17 protein-coding genes, 1 other RNA gene and 1 pseudogene are annotated in these 20669 nt (G+C 71.3%); 9 read left to right on the forward strand and 10 right to left on the reverse strand.

Features of this window, described 5'->3' with window-relative positions; genetic code table 11:
* Positions 1-528: 528 nt before the first annotated feature.
* A protein-coding gene (locus LK06_RS08380; RefSeq protein WP_411572765.1) for an IS3 family transposase occupies positions 529-1748 on the reverse strand; the annotation gives its coding sequence in 2 pieces (ribosomal slippage) (positions 529-1466 and positions 1466-1748; 1221 coding nt in all).
* A gap of 808 nt (positions 1749-2556) precedes the next feature.
* Between LK06_RS08380 and LK06_RS08385 the strand changes: the two are divergent.
* Positions 2557-2889 (forward strand): annotated as a pseudogene (locus tag LK06_RS08385) (IS110 family transposase); the annotation flags it as partial.
* Positions 2890-2904: 15 nt separating this feature from the next.
* On the opposite strand, the gene rnpB reads toward LK06_RS08385, so the two are convergent.
* Positions 2905-3313, reverse strand: an RNA gene (rnpB, locus tag LK06_RS08390) — RNase P RNA component class A.
* 595 nt (positions 3314-3908) lie between these two features.
* On the opposite strand from rnpB, the gene LK06_RS08400 reads away from it, so the two are divergent.
* Positions 3909-4493, forward strand: coding sequence for a hypothetical protein (locus LK06_RS08400; protein WP_052270066.1), 585 nt, complete (start codon positions 3909-3911; stop codon positions 4491-4493).
* Here the strand turns inward: LK06_RS08400 and LK06_RS08405 are convergent.
* Positions 4480-5982, reverse strand: coding sequence for an RNB domain-containing ribonuclease (locus tag LK06_RS08405; protein ID WP_039654434.1), 1503 nt, complete (start codon positions 5980-5982; stop codon positions 4480-4482). The two genes, LK06_RS08400 and LK06_RS08405, sit on opposite strands and share 14 nt — an antisense overlap.
* 74 nt (positions 5983-6056) lie before the next feature.
* Here LK06_RS08405 and yaaA point away from each other — a divergent pair, with 74 nt between their 5' ends.
* Together yaaA and eda are read left to right on the forward strand one after the other, a co-directional pair.
* Positions 6057-6839, forward strand: a complete 783-nt coding sequence (yaaA, locus tag LK06_RS08410) for a peroxide stress protein YaaA (RefSeq protein ID WP_039654435.1) — start codon at positions 6057-6059, stop codon at positions 6837-6839.
* 81 nt (positions 6840-6920) lie between these two features.
* Positions 6921-7586 (forward strand): bifunctional 4-hydroxy-2-oxoglutarate aldolase/2-dehydro-3-deoxy-phosphogluconate aldolase, encoded by a 666-nt coding sequence (gene eda, locus LK06_RS08415; RefSeq protein WP_043433333.1) that lies wholly within the window; start codon positions 6921-6923, stop codon positions 7584-7586.
* Here the strand turns inward: eda and LK06_RS08420 are convergent.
* From LK06_RS08420 to LK06_RS08430, 3 genes are read right to left on the reverse strand one after another with little or no spacing between them, the layout of a single operon-like run.
* The gene (locus tag LK06_RS08420) at positions 7558-8961 is read right to left on the reverse strand and encodes a bifunctional RNase H/acid phosphatase (RefSeq protein ID WP_039654437.1); all 1404 of its coding nucleotides are present in this window, start codon (positions 8959-8961) and stop codon (positions 7558-7560) included. The genes eda and LK06_RS08420 overlap by 29 nt on opposite strands.
* 55 nt (positions 8962-9016) lie before the next feature.
* Entirely contained in the window at positions 9017-9760 is a 744-nt protein-coding gene (locus tag LK06_RS08425; RefSeq protein WP_039654438.1) for a zinc ribbon domain-containing protein, read from the reverse strand.
* Positions 9761-9777: 17 nt separating this feature from the next.
* Positions 9778-10614 (reverse strand): Nif3-like dinuclear metal center hexameric protein, encoded by an 837-nt coding sequence (locus LK06_RS08430; protein WP_039654439.1) that lies wholly within the window; start codon positions 10612-10614, stop codon positions 9778-9780.
* Between the two features lie 185 nt (positions 10615-10799).
* Between LK06_RS08430 and LK06_RS08435 the strand changes: the two genes are divergently transcribed.
* Both LK06_RS08435 and LK06_RS33685 read left to right on the forward strand, forming a co-directional pair.
* The gene (locus LK06_RS08435; protein ID WP_043407774.1) at positions 10800-12188 is read left to right on the forward strand and encodes a hypothetical protein; all 1389 of its coding nucleotides are present in this window, start codon (positions 10800-10802) and stop codon (positions 12186-12188) included.
* Positions 12189-12284: 96 nt separating this feature from the next.
* Positions 12285-12443: a hypothetical protein gene (locus LK06_RS33685; RefSeq protein WP_086083211.1), complete on the forward strand. Its 159-nt coding sequence runs from the start codon at positions 12285-12287 to the stop codon at positions 12441-12443.
* 77 nt (positions 12444-12520) lie between these two features.
* Here the strand turns inward: LK06_RS33685 and LK06_RS08445 are convergent, their stop codons facing one another.
* The 3 genes from LK06_RS08445 to LK06_RS08455 are packed head-to-tail and all read right to left on the reverse strand — an operon-like array spanning position 12521 to position 15455.
* Entirely contained in the window at positions 12521-13459 is a 939-nt protein-coding gene (locus LK06_RS08445) for a 3-oxoacyl-ACP reductase (RefSeq protein WP_039654441.1), read from the reverse strand.
* Positions 13460-13470: 11 nt separating this feature from the next.
* Positions 13471-14547: a Zn-dependent alcohol dehydrogenase gene (locus LK06_RS08450; protein ID WP_039654442.1), complete on the reverse strand. Its 1077-nt coding sequence runs from the start codon at positions 14545-14547 to the stop codon at positions 13471-13473.
* A 38-nt stretch (positions 14548-14585) separates the two neighbouring features.
* Entirely contained in the window at positions 14586-15455 is an 870-nt protein-coding gene (locus LK06_RS08455) for a MaoC/PaaZ C-terminal domain-containing protein (protein ID WP_043433331.1), read from the reverse strand.
* 309 nt (positions 15456-15764) lie between these two features.
* On the opposite strand from LK06_RS08455, the gene LK06_RS08460 reads away from it, so the two are divergent.
* Both LK06_RS08460 and LK06_RS08465 read left to right on the forward strand, forming a co-directional pair.
* Complete coding sequence (locus LK06_RS08460) at positions 15765-17033, forward strand: sensor histidine kinase (RefSeq protein WP_039654444.1); 1269 nt, start codon at positions 15765-15767, stop codon at positions 17031-17033.
* Between the two features lie 336 nt (positions 17034-17369).
* Positions 17370-18014: a response regulator transcription factor gene (locus LK06_RS08465; protein WP_039654445.1), complete on the forward strand. Its 645-nt coding sequence runs from the start codon at positions 17370-17372 to the stop codon at positions 18012-18014.
* A gap of 211 nt (positions 18015-18225) precedes the next feature.
* Here LK06_RS08465 and LK06_RS08470 read toward each other — a convergent pair whose 3' ends face one another.
* Positions 18226-19422: a thiolase C-terminal domain-containing protein gene (locus LK06_RS08470; RefSeq protein ID WP_039654446.1), complete on the reverse strand. Its 1197-nt coding sequence runs from the start codon at positions 19420-19422 to the stop codon at positions 18226-18228.
* A 528-nt stretch (positions 19423-19950) separates the two neighbouring features.
* Between LK06_RS08470 and LK06_RS08475 the strand changes: the two genes are divergently transcribed.
* The gene (locus LK06_RS08475) at positions 19951-20640 is read left to right on the forward strand and encodes a class I SAM-dependent methyltransferase (protein WP_052270067.1); all 690 of its coding nucleotides are present in this window, start codon (positions 19951-19953) and stop codon (positions 20638-20640) included.
* The last annotated feature ends 29 nt before the right edge of the window (positions 20641-20669 follow it).

A 20669-nucleotide genomic window follows, 5' to 3' on the forward strand; every position in this document is an offset into this window, starting at 1 on the left:
TCCAGTTCCCTCCCTGCTGACTTGCTGGCCCCCTTCGCCGTGTACGCGCCTTTCGCGCGCTCGGACTACTACGGGGCCTCCGCCCCACTCCACGGCCAACAGCCGACAACGGGCCTGCCCATCACCGCACCGGATGTCCGGCGAGAGGGCGACCGGGAGTGGTTCCCACGTTCACTAGGAGTCGTTCGGCCAGGTCGGCGTCCAGCTCTATCCCGGCAGCATCGCCACGCCTACACCGCAGGTATTCAGCGTGGCCTCTGAGCCGTTTCACCGCGGGCGGCTTCAGAGTCGGCCCATCTCCTTGGAGGACGGGTCGCGTACTGCAACCCCGGCCCATATCCGCCAGGTTGGAGCCGGGAGGTACTGTTACGGGACTTCGGACGCTGATTCACTTTCGTTACGCCTTCTGGCCTTGCTAGCCGGACCCGAGCCGTCTGGCAGTGCCGACTCGTCCCGACGTTGTCGAGGCTGCTTCCCGCCCTCCTCAGCGTTCCCTGAGTTGGACTGCCTCCAGCTTCAACCGGGCCTCTACGGCGGTCCGGCGGTGGGGATTCGCACCCGCACACGATCTCCTAGCGCCTCGTGGCGCACGCGGTGGTTGTACCAGTCGATCCACTCGGCGGTGGCCAGCTCGACCTGGGAGAGCGTCTTCCAGGGTCGCTGGGGTTTGATCAGCTCGGTTTTGTACAGGCCGATCGTGGACTCCATCAGGGCGTTGTCGTACGCGTCACCGACGGATCCGATGCTCGCCGCGATGCCGGCGGCGTCCAGGTGCTCGGCGAGGCGGAAGCTCGTGTACTGCGACCCGGCGTCCGAATGGTGTACCAACTCGCCTGGCTGTATGGGGTGTTGGTCCCGGTCGCGCTGCCAGATCGCCATCTCCAGGGCGTCCAGCACGAACACCGTCTCCTTCACCGTGGCGGCCGACCAGCCCACGATCCGGCGCGAGAAGGTGTCCACGACGAACGCGACATAGACGACGCCGGCGAAGGTCTTCACGTGCGTGAAGTCGGCTACCCAGCAGCGGTTCGGGGCGCCGGCGACGAACTCGCGGTCGACAAGGTCGGGGGCCCGCTCGGCCTGCCCGCCGGGGATCGTGGTGATGACGCGTTTGCCGCGCACCGCGCCCTGGATGCCGAGCTCGCGCATCAGGCGCTCGACGGTGCAGCGGGCCACCGCATGCCCCTGCCGGTTCAGCTCGCGCCAGATCTTCCTCGCTCCGTAGACACGGTAGTTGGACGTGTAGACCTCGTGGATCCTCTCCTTGAGCTCCTCGTCACGCACGGAACGGGCAGAGGGGGTTTCGAGGCGTTTCTTATGGGCGTAGTACGTGGAAGGGGCGATCTGGCAGTCGTGTGCGGTGAGCGTTCTGCAGATCGGCTCGACCCCGCCGAAGCGGTCCCGGTGCTCGTCGATGAACGCTACGAGCGCGTGTGTGGCCGGTCGAGCTCGGCCGCGAAGAAACTCGCCGCGGCCTTCAGGATCTCGTTCGCCCGCTTCAGCTCGGCGTTCTCCTTCTTCAACGCCTTGAGCTGGGCGGATTCCTCCGTCGTCGTCCCTGGACGCTGCCCCGCGTCGATCTCGTACTGCTTCACCCAGTTCCGCAGCGTCTCGCGGGAACCGATGTCGAGCTTGTCCGCCACCGCTTGCAGGGCGGCCGTCTCGTTCGGGTAGTCGTCGCGCACTTCGGCAACCATGCGCACCGCGCGACGGCGCAGCTCAAGCGGGTAACGGGAGGGTCGTGCCATGACTCAATCCTTTCACGGAATCGAGTCTCTACCTGACACGGGGCGGTTCAAAACGAGGCAGCAGTGCTGTCCGCTATCGGACACGGAAACGTGTCGCGAACGGCTGGCACGGAACAGCGCCAGCCTCGGCGCCAGGAGGAACTCCACCGCCCCGATGTGCAGGAAATCCGGCCAGCGAATCACAGCCGTATGGTGCCGACACGGCTTCCCGCGGTCTACCGCCCACAATCCCGACCAGCACGGCTGAAACGGCGGGGATCAACGACACCGCGACCGTCGCTCTCGTGGCCACGATGCAACGACATCACGTCCCGTCTCACGGGGGTGGTCGCAGAACTGCCTACTGAGGCCGATGGAACGGTGATCTGTTCCCTGGTCACAGGCGTCCACCTCGCCTACGCGCCAGGAACGTCTCAGGACTTCCAGCCCTGCCCGAGGAACTTCCGAGGGACTTTCCGCCGCCTCACGCGGCAAGCCTCCGAAAGATCGGAAAGGGCCTCCAACGCAGGTCAGCAATCCAGCGCACCTTCGGTGCGCGCCGGGGGCGTGGTAAATGCCGTGGCGCGCGCCGGGGGTGCTTCTGTCTGCCCTGACGTGGACTGATGGGGTACGGGACGCTGAGCTGGTTCGTTCCGGCCGAAACCGAAGCCTCTGTGATGCAGGTGAGCTCGCAGGTCAGCATGGTGCTGGGGACCGCCCACGGGAACCGTGGAGTGTTGCTGCGAAGCACGTGCGTCAGGATTCCTGATCCGCCCTGGTCCTCCCGGAACGACGCACCCGGCTGTCCGGCGAGGGAGGGAGCAAGGCCGTGGATGTGCTGCACGAACGCTGCGCCGGCCTCGACATCAGCAAGAAGGACGCCAAGGCGTGTGTCCGCACCCCGAGTACCAAGCGGCGGGGATCCTTCACGACCCAGACCACGACATGGGGGTCGACGACGAATGCGGTCCTGGCCCTGCGGGATCACCTGCTTGCCGCGCGGGTGACGCTGGTGGTCATCGAGGCGACCTCGGACTACTGGAAGCCCTTCTACTACCTGCTGGCCGAGGACTTGAACGTGATCCTGGTCAACGCGCGGCAGGTCAAGAACCTCCCCGGCCGCAAGACGGACGTCTCGGACGCGGCCTGGCTGGCCCAGCTAAGCTGCAGGCAGCGGCAGACGAGTCGGGCTGTACGCCGGGTTCTGTTCCCCGGGGTCCTCGCGGGCCTCGGGGCGACGGCCATCCATCTAGGACCGGCGTTGCCACCGGTCTCGTGCGGTCTACCCGCGGACTCGGGCGGGCAGCCCTCGAACGTCCGCGCAGGAGCCCCCGAGAAGGGGTCTCCCTCTTGACCTTGCTCCGGGTGGGGTTTACCTAGCTGCCCAGGTCACCCTGGGCACTGGTGGTCTCTTACACCACCGTTTCACCCTTACCGAGGACCGAGATCCCCGGCGGTCTGCTTTCTGTGGCACTGTCCCGCGGGTCACCCCGGGTGGCCGTTAGCCACCACCCTGCCCTGTGGAGCCCGGACGTTCCTCGGGAAGGCCCCCTGAGGGGACTCCACGCGGCCGTCCGCCCGGCTCGTCTGCCGTGCGCACCATGATACCGGCCGTGTGCGGCCTCCCGGACCGACGCACGACGGGCACGGTGCCCACCGGAACGGACCGGAACGACGGCGGGGGCAGGGGCCGCGAGGACGCGGAGATCAGGCCGGTCCGACCAGTGCCGCGCCGTCGCGGCCACGCCCCGGCCAGGGCCCTCGATCCGCCGCCGGACGCCCTCGCGACCCCGATCCGGACGGCCGGCCCCGGCCGCGGGGCGAGCCGCGCCGACGAAGAGGCCGGCGGCCGGCCGGTGCGAGCGAGGAACAGGACCTCCTCGCGAGGGAGGGAGTGGAAGACCGCCATCGCCCGGGCCCCCGCCGCGCGGCCACCACCTGCACCACCAACCTGGCCGCACGGATCTCCGGCGTACGACGCCATCACGACCTTCCCCGTAGCCACCCACTGACCGGCGCGAGCGCGCCCGACCCGGAGCTCTCCGACGGCACCCGGCTCGGTGCCCCGCTTGCCCACGGTCGCCAGGGACCGCGAACTCCTCTCCTTGCAGGGCGACTTCACGCGCCCTGGCCGAAGCGGTGCACCGCGTGCCGGATATCCTGGGATGACGGGGAGGACACATGCGGACCTTGAAGGTGCTCAGGACGCTGAAGCGACTGGCGCAGCACGAGATGCGGGTGTACGTGAGCCTGGCGCTGTGGCTGGTCCGGCGCCCTCAAGGGGTCAGCGGCGGGAGGGCGTTCGGGTACACGCGCGGGCAGGGCGCGACGACGGTGGGGCTGGTCTTCGTCTGGGTGGTCGAGGCGGTCGGTGTGGCCGTGATGCTGCGTGACTGGCCCACCGCGCACGAGGTCACGCTGGTGCTGGACGTGTACACCGTGCTGCTGGTCGTCGGTCTACAGGCCGCGTGTACGGTCCGCCCGCACGTCCTGACCCCGCAGGTGTTGCGGGTGCGGTACGGGGTCCACGTGGACCTGCGCATCCCGCTGTCCTCCATCGCGTCCGTGCGCCGCGAGACACGGACCACGCACGAACCGGCCGAGGACGCTCTGGACCTGGCCGTCGGTTCCCAGACGTCCATCACACTCGAACTCGCCGAACCCGTCACCCACACGACGTTTCTCGGCCGTCCGCGGGACGTGCGCGTGGTGCGGCTGCACGCCGACGACCCCGGCCTCCTCGTGCAGGCCCTCACTCGACCCTGAACAGCACCTTCGCCGTTCCCGGGTCGGCCCGGACGAGCCGTACGCGCAGGCGTTCGCCGAGTGGCAGCCGCTCGCCCTCGACGCGGCCGGCGACCGCAGGGGATTCCAGCTGCACGGTCCCCACGGTCGGCTGGTGTTCGTCGGCGTCCACGACACAGCCCTCGAAGACGTCCCCCACCCGGTCCTTGAGCAGGGCCGCCGCCACGAGGTCCGCGCACTCCCGGTCGACCGCGCCCGCGCGCCGGGAGCCCTCGGCCAGCTGGCGGGGCAGCGCGTCGAGGGCGGCGAGCACCCAGCCGGGCACGGGCCGGCCGGCGACGGCGGCGAGGCAGATCTCGGAGGCGTAGCGGTCCGCGAGACGGCTCAGGGGCGCGGTGCAGTGGGCATACGGGGCGGCGACGGCGGCGTGCGTGGTGATCGCGGGCGGTACCCCGTCGCGGAATGGGGTGGAGCGGGCTGCGCGCAGGAGGGTCGTGCATTCCTGCAGGAATGCCGCGTGTCGCGGATCGTGCGGGTCGAGGCCGCGGATCAGGGCCGCATACGACACGTGGTGCGGCCAGTCGATGTGCAGGGCGGTCGCGGTGCGGCGCAACCGGGCGACCGCGCCGCCGGGGGCGGCCGGGAGGGTGCGCAGGATGCCGGTGCCGTGGTCGAGCATCAGGCTGGCGGCGGCCATACCGGTGAGCAGGGAGAGCTGGGCGTCCCAGCTGTCGGCGGGAAGCGGGGCGTGGTAGCTCGGCTCGTAGGTGTCGGTGCCCTTCCCGCCCGCGGGGTTCTCGTTGATCTCCAACTCGGGCACGTTGAGGGAGACGCCGCCGCGCTCTGCCTCCAGTCGCTGCAACGCCTCACCGATCTCCTTGAGCAGGGCGACGGGGCCCTCCGCCGTCCCGGCGTCGATCTCCTTCTGCACGTTCGCGCAGTCGAGCCCGGCACGGCTGCGGACCAGGGCGCGGCGCACGTCGACGGCGACGGTCCGGCCCGACGCGTCGAGGTCGATCGTCCACAGCACGGCTGGCCGGGTCCGGTCCGGCAGGAGGCACGCGGCGCCCTGGCTGAGGACGGCGGGGTGGAGTGGGACCTCCTGGTCCGGGAAGCGCAGCGTGTTCACCCGCCGGTGTGTCTCGGCGTCCAGCGGTCCACCGGGTGCGACGAAGGCGGCGATGTCGGCAACGGCGCACCTCACCCGGTAACCGGTGCTGCGTCGGGACAGATGGGTCGCCCGACCGGGCCCGGTGGAGACCATGGGCGGTCGCGCGGCGGATCGCCGTACGGATGGCGGTGGCCGGTGGGCGGGAGGGTCCAGGGTGAAGAAGGGGATGTCCGTGGCGTCGTACGACCCGGTGGTCGGGGCTTTTGCCGCACGCTCGGCCTCTTCCTGGGCCTTTGGCGGGAAGCCCGCGGGGATGCCCAGTTCGGTGCGCAGCGCGGAGAGCGCGGCCCGGAGGGGGGACCCGGGCGCGCCGGTCACGTGGATCTTGCGACGGGGCATACAGCGAGCGTAGGACGGGACCGGGTGGGCGGCACGCCGTACGCTGTCGCGGAGGTCTATGTGAGGAGTACGTGTTGCTGGTCCTGCTGCCGCCCTCGGAAGGCAAGGCGAACCCGGACGAGGGCGCCCCGCTGAAGCCCGGTTCGCTGTCCCTGCCGGGGCTGACCGGCGCGCGGGAGGCGGTGCTCACCGAGTTGGTCGAGCTGTGCGCGGGCGACCAGGAGAAGGCCCGCGAGGTGCTCGGGCTGAGCGAGGGGCTGCGCGGTGAGGTCGCGAAGAACGCCGGGCTGCCGACGGCCGGAACCCGTCCCGCTGGGGAGATCTACACCGGTGTTCTGTACGACGCCCTCGGCCTGGCCACGCTGGACGCGGCGGCCCGGCGGCGCGCGGAGGACGCGTTGCTGGTGTTCTCGGGGCTGTGGGGGGCGGTGCGGGTGTCGGACCGGATTCCGTCCTACCGCTGCTCGATGGGCGTGAAACTGCCGGGGATCGGTGCGCTGGCCGCGCACTGGCGGGCGCCGATGGCCGAGGTGCTGCCCGAGGTGGCCGGGGAGGGCCTGGTGCTGGATCTGCGCTCCTCGGCGTACGCGGCGGCCTGGCGGCCCAGGGGCGAGGTCGCGGGGCGGACGGCGACCGTGCGGGTGCTGCACGCTCCGACCCGGAAGGTCGTGAGCCACTTCAACAAGGCGACCAAGGGACGGATGGTACGGAGCCTGCTGACGGCCGGAGCGGTGCCGGCCGACCCCGCCGAGCTGGTGGAGGTGCTGCGGGAGCTGGGCTACGCCGTGGAAGCGGAGGCGCCGGGGAAGGCCGGCCGAGCGTGGTCGCTGGATGTGCTGGTGGAGGAGGTCCACTGATCCCCTACCCACCCTTGGCATTGCGTTGCAGTATGCGCAACGCGCGTTGTGCGTGCTGTGAGCACTGGGCACGATGAGGGCATGACACCCGCATCGCCACCCTCCTCCCCGGCTGCCTCCGTGCTGGATCTCGCGCCCGTCCTGCCCGTGGTGGTCGTGTCCGACGCCGCCGACGCCGTACCACTGGCGCGGGCTCTGGTGGCGGGCGGGCTCCCCGCGATCGAGGTGACGCTGCGGACCCCAGCGGCGCTGCGGGCGATCCGGGCGATCGCCCGCGAGGTGCCGCGGGCGGTGGTCGGGGCCGGCACGGTGATCACGCCCGAGCAGGTGGGTGCGTGCGCGGCGGCAGGTGCACGGTTCCTGGTGAGCCCGGGGTGGACCCGATCGCTGCTGGAGGCGATGCGCGGCGTCGGACTGCCGTTCCTGCCCGGGGTGTCGACCGCCTCGGAGGTCGTCGCGCTGCTGGAACGCGGGGTGCGGGAGATGAAGTTCTTCCCGGCGCAGGCAGCGGGCGGTACCGGCTACCTGAGGTCCCTGGCCGGCCCACTGCCACAGGCCCGCTTCTGCCCGACCGGCGGGATCGGGCCGACGACCGCACCGGAGTACCTTTCCCTGCCCAATGTCGGTTGTGTGGGCGGTAGCTGGATGGTTCCCGCGGACGCCGTGACCGCCGGGGACTGGACCCGGATCGAGCAGCTGGCGCGGGCCGCAGCCGGGCTCAGGGACGCAGGTGGGACGTGTCGTTGAACAGCCGTACGCTCGCGTTGCCGTCCGCGTAGTACGCCACCGCCGACAGGGAGGCCGCCGACAGCTCCATGCGGAACAGTGACCTCGGCGGGGCACCGAGCGCGAAGCGGACGAAGGTCTTGATCGGGGTGACGTGCGTGACCAGCAGAACCGTGCGGCCCTTGTGGGCCGCGACCAGCTTGTCGCGGGTCGCCGCGATGCGGGCGGCGGTCTCGGCGAAGCTCTCACCGCCGCCGGTGGGGTGCGCCTCCGGGTCGGCGAGCCAGGCGTTCAGGTCCTCCGGGTGGCGCTCGCGGACCTCGCCGAAGGTCAGTCCTTCCCAGGCACCGAAGTCCGTCTCGCGCAGGCCTTCTTCGATCGCCACGTCCAGGCCGAGTCGGGCGGCGACGATGGCCGCGGTCTCCCGGGTGCGGGTGAGGGGCGAGGCGACGACGGCCTGGATGGTCCCGCGTCGTGCCAGCGCCGCTGCGGCGTGGTGGGCCTGTTCGCGACCGGCGTCGGAGAGGGAGGGGTCGGTGCCGCCGCTTCCGGAGAAGCGCTTCTGCGGGGTGAGGGGGGTTTCGCCGTGGCGGAGGAGGACGAAGGTGGCGGGTGTGCCGAGGTCAGGTGCGGCACTCCAGCCGGGAGTGGAGGGCGCCCGACCAGCCGCCGTGCGAGCGGCCCGACGCCCGGTGGAACGGTCGGCCCGGGCCGCTGCCGCACGCCCCTCCCCGACCTCGGCCTCCTCCGCCGCACGCGCCCTCTGGGCCTCGGCCTCCTCCTCGGCCGCACGCACCGCCTCGGCTTCGACATCGTCCTCGGCCGGAGCCGCCAGTGGCTTCGCGGCACCGGCACCCCGCCCCTGGGCCAGAGCCGCCCGTGCCTTCGCAGCCCCGGCCGCCGCGTCCCCGGATGGGCCTGGGGACTGCGGTATGGCGGGAGGGGTGTCGAGGGCAGCCCGGGACAGCGACGGCGACCACTGCTCGCCCTTCGCGCCCGCGTCCATCGCTTCGTTGGCCAGGCGATCGGCGTGCTTGTTGCGGTCGCGCGGGATCCACTCGTAGGTGACCCGGTCCGGCGGGAAGACAGCCCTGGACTGGGCCGCGAGCGGCTTCAGGTCGGGGTGTTTGATCTTCCAGCGGCCCGACATCTGCTCGACGACGAGCTTGGAGTCCATCCGGACGTGGACCGTCGCGGTGGCGTCGAGGGCGTGCGCGGCGCGCAGGCCCGCGAGGAGCCCGCGGTACTCGGCGACGTTGTTGGTGACGATGCCGAGGTACTCGGCCGCTTCCGCCAGGGTCTCCCCCGTGGCCGCGTCGCTCACCACGGCCCCGTAGCCCGCGGGCCCCGGGTTGCCCCGCGACCCGCCGTCGGCCTCGACGATGAACTCCCGCACCCGTGAAGCCCCTTGTCCTCTGATGTCCTCTACAGATGTCCTCTACAGACGTCCTCTACAGACCCGACTCTGCGGTGCGCACCAGGATGCGGCGGCAGTTCTCGCAGCGCACCACCGTGTCCGGAGCCGCCGCGCGGATCTCGTTCAACTCGGTGATGGCCAGCTCCTGGCGGCAGCCCTGGCAAGTGCGGGCGTACAGCTTGGCCGCGCCGATCCCGCCCTGCTGCTCACGCAGCTTCTCGTACAGCTTCAGCAGGTCGGCGGGGACCGAACCCGCGACGACCTCGCGCTCCTTGGTGACCGAGGCGGCCTCACCGTCGATCTCCTCGAACGCGGCGTCCCGCCGGCCGGTCGCGTCGTCGATCTTCGCCTGGACGGACGCGACCCGCCCGGTCAGCTCGTCCACCCGCTCCTGCGCGGCCTCACGGCGCTCCATGACCTCCAGGACCACGTCCTCCAGATCGCCCTGCCGCTTGGCGAGCGACGCGATCTCGTGCTGGAGGTTGGACAGGTCCTTGGGCGAGGTGACGGCGCCGGAGTCCAGGCGCTGCTGATCGCGGACGGCACGCTGGCGCACCTGGTCCACGTCCTGCTCGGCCTTGGTCTGCTCGCGGGCGCAGTCGCTCTCCTCGGTCTGCGCGGCTACGAGCAGGTCGCGCAGTTGCGTGAGGTCCTTGGTCAGCGACTCGATCTCGGCGTGCTCGGGCAGGGACCTCCGCTTGTGCGCGAGCTGCTGCAGGCGGACGTCGAGGGCCTGGACGTCAAGGAGACGGATCTGGTCGGCGGGCGCGGCGTTCAGTTGGGGGCTCCCAGTAACTAGAGGTGGCGGGTGGACGCCGCGTGGGCGGTCCAGGGGTCGGTGACCGTCTTGGAGACGTGGACCCTGAGGTCCCAGTCATGACGGTCGGAGATCTCTTCGAGCTGACTCGCGGCCAACTCGCACCAGGGCCATTCGGTGGCCCAGTGCGCCGCGTCGAGCAGCGCGAGAGGGCTCTGCGCCACCGCCTCGGAGGCAGGGTGGTGGCGCAGATCGGCGGTCAGGAAGGCGTCGACACCGGCCGCGCGGACCTGGTCGAAGAGGCTGTCGCCGGAACCGCCGCTGACGGCGACCGTGCGGACTGCGGCCTCGGGGTCGCCGGCCACCCGGATGCCCTGCGCGGTGGCAGGCAGCCGCTCGGCGGCTCGGGCAGCCAGCTCACGCACGGTGACGGGGTGGTCCAGCTCGCACACGCGGCCGAGGCCCCGGCGGCCCGCCGGGTCGGTGAGGTCCGGCACGAGCGGACGCACGACACGCAGGTCGAGCGCACTGGCCAGGGCATCGCTCACACCCGGATCCGCCGTGTCAGCGTTGGTGTGGGCGACGTGCAAGGCGATGTCGTTCTTGATGAGGGTGTGCACGACGCGGCCCTTGAAGTGCGTCGCCGCGACCGTGGTCGTCCCGCGCAGGTAGAGCGGGTGATGGGTGACCAGCAGATCGGCGCCGAGCTCCACCGCCTCCTCGACGATGTCCTGCACGGGGTCGACGGCGAACAGAACCCGGGTGACCTCCTGGCCCGGGTCGCCCGCGACCGTGCCGACCGCGTCCCAGGACTCGGCCCGCTCGGCGGGCCACAGGTTCTCCAGCGCGGCGATGACTTCAGACAGACGGGGCACGGGAAAAGGCTACCTGGCCGTTCGACGGGACCGTACCGCGCGCCCGCTCTGGCTCCGGTCAGCACACGTGTCCCGTTTTCCTCAGGTGAATCGCTTCTGCACCACCCGTATGTGTGAAGCAGGGCTCGGCCCGTCCCACGCCCGCACGTGCGAAAACTAGCTTCGTCGCTGGAGGTGACCGAACCATGACGGCCTGTGCGATCGAACCCCCTTCCGCCGGGTCCTCCGGTGCGGACGACGTCGTTCCGGCAGCGGGGTGCGTCCTCACTACGGACGGTGCCTATGCCGCCCGGCTCGCGCTGGACGGTGACTCCTGGTTCCCGGAGCGCTGGACACTCGACGGCCCCGAGCCCTACGCGGTACCGCTGCCGGGCAACCAACCGGAGGAGCCCGGTACCGAGGTGCAGCCCCTGGGGGACGGCAGAGTGCTGATCCACCGGCTGGTGGAGCGGCGGCACGCCTTCGCGCTGCTGTACCCGACCGGCCCCGGCACCGGTGAGCTGCCACTGGGCGCGGTGGAGTGCCCCGAGCCCGGCACCCGGCTCACCCTGCTGCCGCCCGCGCCGGGAGGCGCTCAGGCATACGCCCTCGCCGTCGGGCCGCGCTCCAGTGCGGTGTGGCTGGTGGCGGGCGGAGCCTTCGGGCCGGAACGGCTCGCCGAGGTGCCGGGGCGCTGCTCGGGCGGGATCTGGCTGGACGGCACCGGACGGATACTGGCGCTCGACCGGGAGCTGGGCGGGCGCACCAAGACGGTCGTGGTGGACTTGGAGCGCGGCGAGATCTCCCCCTTGTTGCAGATCTCGGAGCGCAGCGACGACCGGCTGCTGCTCGCCGACGCCGACAGCGGACTGCTGCTCATCGCCTCCGACGCGCCGTCACCTGGGGAGGAACGATTGGGCTGGGGGGTGCTCGGCAGCACGCTGCCGGTGCGTTTCCCGGAGTGCCTGCGGGTGCCGGACTGCAGGGTGGTCCCGTTCGCGGTCCAGCCGGGACAGGTGTTGATGCCGGAGAACTGCGCGGTGGCGTTGCGGATCGACGGGGCGTTCGGCACCTGGGTGGGCACCTGGCGGCCGGTCGAGCGGCAGGTCACGCATCTCCCGGCGCCCGGGGGATGGCTGACGGGGTCCGGGTTGTGGACGCGGGACGGGGTGCTGCGTCTCCCGTACGCCACGCAGGAGACTCCCTGCGGTGTGGCGGAGTTGACGGCACCCAGAGGGGAGACGGGGAGTCCGGAAGCGACGGGAGGCACGGCGGGTACGTCGCCTTCGGGCGGTACGAGGGACACTTCGGTCGCAGGGACCACGGGGACCGCAGAGGCCACGGGGACCACAGGGTTCACCAGGGCCGCGGAAACCAGGCGGGTAGCGGGAGTCACGGGAAACCCGGTCGGCGCGACGTGGGGGAGTCCGGGGGACAACGGCCTGGAGGGTCCGGTACGGGACGGCACGGCCACCGGGGCGCCCGGGGTGTCCGGGGTGTCCCGGGCCGCGGCGGAACCGGTCCCTCCGATGCCTGTGGTGACCCGTCCGGTGCCGCTGCAACAGGCGCCCCTGAGCCGTCTTGTAACGAAGTAGTGCCAGTTGGCGTGTGCGCCTGGATTCAGCCCGTGGTATGCCGGTTAAACTCACCCGGCTGTACGAAAGATCATGTTGACGGGGTGAATACGTCCGATGAGCGACACCAGCACGACGGAGCAGCTGTCTGCCGACTCTTACGAGATCGCCGGCCACGGTCGGCACCGCGGCCCGGTCGCGGCTCAGGAGAGCGAGATGGCTCCGCACGGCCGGCACCGCAAGCCGGTCGAGGAGACGGCCGAGGCAGCTGCCTGACGGTCGGACAGGAGGGGGCTTTCCGCCGTACGGCGGAAAGCCCCCTCCTGCTGTCTCCCCTTGCGGGCCCTCCGGCGTCACCCCCGCTTGAGACCCAGCACCTCCGCCGCGGCGAAGGTCTCCGCAGTCGACCGGTCCGCGTAGTGCGGGGTGAGCAGGGCGTCGAGTTCATCGTAGGTGAACGTCTCCTGCTTGCTGTCGAACTTCGCCCCCACCCGGGGCCGTTCGACGACGGCGACCATTCCGCCGTGGACCACCAGCAGTTGGCCGTTGACCCGGGCGGCGGCCGGGGAGGCCAGATAGCCGACGAGCGGAGCAACATGTTCCGGAGCGAGCGGGTCCAGCCCCTCATCCGGTGTGCGCAGAGCCGCGAAGACGTCTTCGGTCATCCGGGTCCGGGCCCGCGGGCAGATGGCGTTGGCCGTGACGCCGTACTTGGCGAGGGCAAGCGCGGTGGACGTGGTCAGGCCGACGATTCCACCCTTCGCCGCGGCGTAGTTGGGCTGGCCGGCGGAACCGGCGAGAAACGCCTCGGAGGACGTGTTCACGATCCGCCCGTACACCGCTTCCCCGACCGCCTTGGACCGATCCCGCCAGTGTGCGGCGGCGAATCGGGTGGTGTTGAAGTGTCCCTTGAGGTGGACGCGGATCACTGAGTCCCACTCGTCCTCAGTCATCGAGAAGACCATGCGGTCGCGCAGGATGCCGGCGTTGTTGACGAGGACGTCCAGCCGGTCGAACTCCTCGATCGCCAGCTGGATCAGAGCGCGCGCCTGCTGGAAGTCGGCGACGTCCCCGGTGTGCGCGACGGCCCGGCCCCCTTGCTCGCGGATCTCGGCGGCGACCCGCTCGGCGGGGTCCGCCGACGCCTCACCGGTGCCGTCGCGGCCGGGCTGTCCGTAGTCGTTGACGACGACGGCCGCTCCGAGCCGGGCGAGTTCCAGGGCCTCGGCCCGGCCGAGCCCTCGGCCGGCGCCGGTGACGATGGCGGAAAGCCCCTCAAGTGGCAGTGACATACGCTGCGTCCTCAGATCTCGATGCACGTACGCAGGGCGGTCCCGGTACGCATCTGGTCCAGTGCCTCGTTGATCTCCGCCAGTCGCACCCGATGCGTGATCAGACCGGCCAGGTCGACGCGGCCCGCCCGCCACAGGGCAATGGTGCGCCCGTAGGAGCGCACCACGTCCCCACCGCCGTACAAGGACGGCAGGATGCGCTTCTCGTCGAAGAACAGCTCGAACATGTTGAGCTGCAGGAAGTCGTCCATGGCTCCGGCACCAACCACGACGAGGGTGCCGCCACGCCGGGTGTTCTCGTAGGCGGTGCGGGCGGTCTCGGACCTGCCGACGACCTCGAAGACGTAGTCGAAGCCCTCACCGCCCGTGACCTGCTGACGGACGTCGGCCAGCCCTTCCGGCGAAACTGCCTTCGTGGCACCGAACCTGAGGGCCGACTCACGCCGGGAGGCAACCGGGTCGACGGCGACGATCTCGGCCGCGCCCTTCAACCGCGCCCCCTGTACGGCTGCGATGCCGACGCCTCCGCACCCGATGACGGCGACCGACGAACCGGCCACCACATCGGCGGTGTTGAGGGCGGCGCCGAGGCCGGTCGTGACCCCGCAGCCGATCAGCGCGGCGATGTCGAAGGGCACGTCGTCGGGTATGGGGACAGCACAGCCGGCGTCGACCACGGCTTCTTCGGCGAAGGTTCCGGTTCCGGCGAAGCCGAAGACGTCACCACCCGAGCGCTTGAAGTTGGGGGTGCCCGCGTTCGCGAACCCGGCCAGGCACAGCTCGGTCTGCCCCCGCTTGCAGGCCGGACAGGCACCGCAGGCGGGCAGCCAGCAGACGACGACCCGGTCGCCGGCGTGCAGGTTCCGCACGCCCTCCCCGACTTCGAGGATCTCGCCCGCGCCCTCGTGGCCGGGCACGAAGGGGGCCGGCTGGGGCAGCACCCCGTTCATCGCGGACAGGTCCGAGTGGCACAGCCCGGTGGCGCGGAGCCTCACCCGGACCTTTCCCGGGCCGAAGCCCGCCGCCTCGACGTCGTCGAGGACCTCCAGCTTTTCCTGGCCGATCTCGTGCAGTACGGCTGCGCGCATGGGTGCGGCTCCCCTCGAATGCTGGGTCGGGCGTGCTGTCAGGAGTGCTGGACGACGGTGTCGGCGAGAACCGGCGCACCGCCCCGCTCGACGGCACCCACCTCGACCCGCACCACCGGGCCCTCCGCGCCCTCCCCGCACCACATGCGGATGCGCAGGGTCTCGCCGGGGTAGACCACCCCGGCGAACCGGGTGCGGTAGGCGCGGACTCGGGTCACATCGCCGCCGAGCAGCGTGTCCACGACCGCCTTGAGCGTCATGCCGTAGGTGCACAGCCCGTGCAGGATCGGCTTGTCGAAGCCGGCCAGCTTGGCGAACTCGGGGTCGGCGTGCAGCGGGTTGTAGTCACCGGAGAGGCGGTAGAGGAGGGCCTGGTCCTCCCGGACGTGCCGCTCGACGGTCCGGTCGGGCTCCCCCGTCGGCGGGTCCAGGCGGGTCGAGGGGCCACGGTCACCGCCCCAGCCGCCCTCACCGCGGACGAAGATCTGGGCGTCGTTGGTCCACAGCGGGCCGTCGGCGTCGGTGACCTCCGTGCGCATGACGAGGATGGCGGCTGTGCCCTTGTCGTACACGCCGGCGACCCGGCCGCTGGCGGTGGCGGTACCGGCGACGGGGATCGGACGGTGGATCGTCAGGCTCTGGCCGCCGTGCAGGACCTTGGCCAGGTCGACGTCGACGCCCGGCATGGACAATCCACTGATCACCCCGGGCGAGCCGGCGCCCGCGACGGTGGCGAAGCTCGGCAGGACGTGCAGCCGGGACTCCAGGGTGTAGCGCAATTCGTCCGGATCGGTGGCGGGAACACCGGCGCCGATGCCGAGGTGGTAGAGCTGGACGTCCTTCGCGGTCCAGGTGATCTCGCCGGACCGGGGCTCGGCGGAGAGGGCCAAGGCTGCGTCGATGGGCATGAGGCTCCTGACATGGCGACGGGCGGACGTGGCGGCGCGAAGACCCCGGCACGGCCGTCCGCACCGTCGGCCGCACCGAGGTCGCTACGGGCCGATCTAGAACGCGTTCCAGTCCGGCGCCCCTTGTATAGCCCAGCGCTGCGCAGTTGTGAAGGCTCCTGACGCCGTGTCAGTTCACTGGGCGGGAGTGTGACTTTTGTACCGCCCGGGTGCGTACATGGGCACCTGCCGGAGCGCAGTACCCGTTCCGTACGCTGTGCCCTCCAGCCGCCGTGGCGCGGAAACTGGCTGACCGGGGGAAACAGAGACATGACAGGATGGCGGAGAGTGCGGCGCCAGGCTCGGGCCTGGCAGGTGGCAAGGACGCGGTGGAAGGCCGACCGCGACCACCTCAAGGACGCGCGCGCGAGGAACGGAACAGCCGTCGACGATCGCCTGGGCCCGCCCCCCAGCGGCTTCACCCTGCTCCCCTGGCTGCTCATGGGGATGGGTTCTTTCACCGGCCTACTCCAGGGCAGGACGCCGCACCCGTGGCTCGGGGGGCTTGGCCTGCTGGCCTTCGGCTCCCTCTACATCTACGTCACCTTCCGCTCCTTTGACCGCGAGCGGCGCAACGCCGCCTCCACCCGGGTGGCACTCGGACTGATGGGCCTGCTGACCACGGCTCTGGCCCTCGGTTACGGCGGCAACTGGTTGGCGTTCTTCCCGCTGGTGGGGCTGGCCGCGGGCGCCATGTTGCGGGGCCCGCGGTTGGGTCGCACCGGGCTGCTACTCGCGGTGTACGCCGGTGGCATCGCCGGCCTCCGCGGCGGCTGGGGAGACGCGATGACCATCGGCTACTCCACCTTCATCTCCGGCATGGTGACCGCCGCGGTCCTCAGCCTGTCCGAGGCCGTACAGGAACTGCGCGCAGCCCGTGAGGAGCTGGCCCGGCGTGCGGTCGAGAAGGAACGGCTGCGCTTCTCCCGAGATCTGCACGACCTGCTCGGCCACACCTTGTCGGTGATCGTGGTGAAGTCGGAGGCGGCGCGGAGGTTGGCCCGACGGGACATGAGTTCGGCGCTGGAACAGGTCGAGGACATCGAATCGGTGGGCCGGCAGGCGCTCACCGAGATCCGCGAGGCGGTCACCGGCTATCGCGAGGGCAGCCTGGCCACCGAACTGACCCGGGCCCGCTCGGCGCTGTCCGCGGCGAGCGTGGAGCCGGTGGTCCGCCAGTCCGGCACACCACTCGCGCCACAGACCGAGGCACTGCTCGGCTGGGTGGTTCGCGAGGCGGTCACCAACATCGTCCGGCACAGCGATGCGAGCCGCTGCGAGATCGTGATCGAGGGTGCTCCCGAACGGGTCCGGCTCACCGTCACCGACAACGGCACCAGCACCAGCAAGGCCGTCGACCGGACCGTGGGAAGCGTGGGCGGGACGGGGCTGAAGGGACTGACGGAGCGTCTCGCGGCGGCGGGCGGCTCCCTCACGGCCCGCCCGTCGCCGCGCGGCGGCTTCGGGGTGACCGCCGAGCTTCCGGTGGATTCCGAGGAGCTGACCGGGGTGGGGGCGATGGCACCCAGGACGGGCTGACCGCCCAGCCCGCACCCCCGGCCCGATGGGTGCCGCTGTCCCAGTCGTCCGAGCCGCCAACAGGTACCGCTCCCGCCGCACTCGATCATCTCTCGGGTGCCACGGCTCTCGCCGCAGTCGCCGGTCTCGCTCATGCCGCCCGTCGGCGCGGTCCGGGAGCCGACGGCAGGCGCGGCGCTTGGCTCCATCCGAAGCATGCACGCTCGCACCGGCGTGCCGGCCCCCCGCCGCTCCTCCCCGTACGCCCGTACGCCCGTGTGCCCGTCTGGCCGTCTGGCCGTCTGGCCGTCTGGCCGTCTGGCCGCTGGAGCTGCGTGATGGCCGTAGCCTGTGCCCATGGCCGAAGCTACGCCCGCAGAGCACCGACCGGTCCCCCGTGTGAGAGTCCTCCTCGCCGAGGACCAGGGCATGATGCGGAGCGCACTCGCCCTGCTGCTCGGCATGGAGGCGGACTTGGAGGTCGTGGCCCAACTGGCCACGGGAGACGCCATCGTGGACGCCGTGCTCTGCCATCGACCGGATGTGGCCCTGCTGGACATCGAGCTGCCGGGCACCAGTGGACTGGACGCGGCGGCCGAGCTGCGACGGCAGGCTCCCGATTGCCGGGTACTGATCCTCACCACGTTCGGCCGGCCCGGCTATCTGCGCCGGGCCCTGGAGGCCGGGGCGGCCGGGTTCCTGGTCAAGGACGGACCGGTGGAGGAGTTGGCCGCGGCGATCCGGCGTGTACTCGCCGGCGAGACGGTGGTCGATCCGGCGCTGGCCGCCGCCGCGCTCAGTGCCGGGCCGAATCCGCTGACGGCTCGTGAGTGCGAGGTGCTGAAGGCGTCGGTGGACGGCGCGACGGTGGCCGACGTCGCGGGTCGGCTCCATCTGTCCGAGTCCACCGTCCGCAACTACCTGTCCTCGGCGATCGGCAAGACCAGCACCCGGAACCGGACGGAGGCGGTGCGGGAGGCCCGGCAACAGGGCTGGCTGTGAGCCGCTGATCCGTCGCCCCGGCCGCCTGACGGTCGCCCCGGCACGGTGCGACCAGGCAACGGCCGCGGGTTCCCGGGGCTCGGGTCCAGCGGGCCGGCTCGGGGCCGAGCAGCCCCGTGCGGCCGTGTCACCGCCCCGTCCACCGTCCGTGTCGTCGCACTCCGCCGACCCGGTTGCGGAATGGAGGGCTCGCCCCCGTGCCGGGACGCGTTCATCCGCTCTGGACCGACCGGAGCAGCGTCACGACGGCCGCCCCGCCCAGCCCGATGTTGTGCGCGAGTCCCACCCGCGCGCCGGGGACCTGCCGTTCCCCCGCATCGCCGCGCAACTGCCACACCAGCTCCGCGATCTGCGCGAGGCCGGTCGCGCCCAGCGGGTGTCCCTTGGAGATCAGCCCGCCGGATGGGTTCACCACCCACCGGCCGCCATACGTCGTCGCACCCGACTCGGCCAGTTTCCCCGACTCCTCCGGCGCGCACATGCCGAGCGCCTCGTACGTCAGCAGTTCATTGACGGAGAAGCAGTCGTGCAGCTCGATCACGTCCACATCCTCGATGCCGAACCCGGCCCGCTCGTACGCCTGCCGTGCCGCCTCCCGGGACATGGGCCTGCCCACGGCGTCGATGCACGAGCCGGACGAGAACGATTCCTCGGTGTCCGTGGTCATGGCCTGACCAGCCAGCTCGACCAGGCCGGTCAGGGCGCGCGCCTCGGCGAAGCGCTCCGACACCACCACGGCCGCCGCCGCACCGTCCGAGGTCGGCGAGCACTGCAGCCTGGTGAGCGGCCGGTGCACCATGGGTGCGGCGAGGACGCCGGCCACGTCGTACACGTCCCGGAACTGAGCGTACGGGTTGTGCGCGGAGTGCCGGTGGTTCTTGGCTGCGACCGCGGCGAGCTGTGCCTCGGTGGTGCCGTAGCGCTCGATGTGCTCGCGGGCTGCGGCGGCGAAGATCTGCGCGGTCGGCGGGGTGTTCCCGAAACCGTGCCGGGCGGCCATGACGCCGTAGTGCCGGGCCACCGGCGACGTCGAGAAGTCCCCGCCACCGGCTCCCCCGCCCAGCGCGCCCCGCTTCATCTTCTCGAAGCCGAGCGCCAGCACGCAGTCGCAGACTCCGCCCGCGACGAGTTGCCCGGCGAGCATGAGGGCGGTCGCACCGGTGGCGCAGTTGTTGTTGACGTTGTAGACGGGGATGCCGGTCAGACCGAGTTCGTAGACGGCGCGCTGACCGGCTGTCGAGGGCTGGAAGCAGTAGCCGACAGGAACCTGTTCCACATCGGTGTAGGTGATCCCGGCGTCCGTCAGCGCCGCGCCACCGGCTTCCCGAACCATGTCCCAATACTGCCATTCACGGGTTTCGGGCTTCTCGAACCTGGTCATCCCGACCCCGGCGACATAGGCCTTCATGGCGCGCCAGAATAGAACGTGTTTCACCAAGTCGCCATCCCCTGACAGAGGATCAGAGTCCCATGAAGCGGTCAAGAACTCATGAGGACCCCGACGTCATGGAGTAGTTGCTTGCGCATTCGGGGTTGACCTGCGGGGATAACCCGACCAGGTCCTGGACTCCGACGGCACCGCGGTCGCCCGGGCCACGGTCACGCTGATCGACCGCCGGGGCCGCCGGGCCGGCGCCGCCGTCTCCCCGGAGGGCGCCCCCCACGTCCTCGCCGTCCCCGCCCGGGGCACGTACGTCGTGGCCGCGAAGACCACCGGGCACGGCCCGCTCGCCCCGTCGGCGCCCCATTCCGGCGAGGGCCGGACGGTCGCCCTGGACCTCTGCCTGCCGGACGAGACGGTTGCCTGCCGGACGAGACGGTCGGCGTCTGATCCCCGACTGAGAGGCACACCACGCGCACCCACGTCGCTTCGGCGGCAGGGGTGCGCGAGCATGGGGCGCCGAGAGAACCGTACGACCGACCGGAAGGACCCCCCATGCCCACCGCACCCTCCCCCAAGCTCTCGGTCCCGTTCGAGCAGGGGGGACCCTCGACCCAGATCTTGGCCGCGTTCGAGGCGGCGAAGGGGTTCATGCCCGTGGACGAGGGACTGGCGCTGTACGCGGCGGCGGTGGAAGCCGGACGACTGGGGCTGCCCCTGCTGGAGGTCGGAACCTACTGCGGCCGGTCCACCGTGCTGTTGGCCGCTGCGGCCCGTGCGGCCGGGGTCACGGTGTTGACCGTCGACCATCACCGGGGCAGCGAGGAGCAGCAGCCCGGCTGGGAGTACCACGACCCGGAGACGGTCGACCCCGAGACCGGTCTGATGGACACGCTTCCGACCTTCCGCCGTACGCTGTTCCGGGCGGGACTGGAGGAGCACGTGGTCGCGCTCGTCGGACGCTCCCCGCAGATCGCGGCGGTCTGGAACTCGCCGCTCGGCTTCGTCTTCATCGACGGCGGCCACACCGACGCACACGCGACCGCCGACTACGAGGGCTGGGCGCCGCACGTGGCCGAGGGCGGGCTGCTGGTCATCCACGACGTCTTCCCGCACCCCGAGGACGAGTTCACCGGCCAGGCGCCGTACCGGGTGTATCTGCGGGCACTGGAGTCGGGGGCGTTCACCGAGGTCTCGGTGACGGGCTCGTTGCGGGCACTGCGGCGCACCGGGACAGGCATCTGAGCCCCTGCACCCCGGGGCCGTGGGCCCGT

The organism is Streptomyces pluripotens (genome assembly GCF_000802245.2).
GTDB classification, from domain to species: domain Bacteria; phylum Actinomycetota; class Actinomycetes; order Streptomycetales; family Streptomycetaceae; genus Streptomyces; species Streptomyces pluripotens.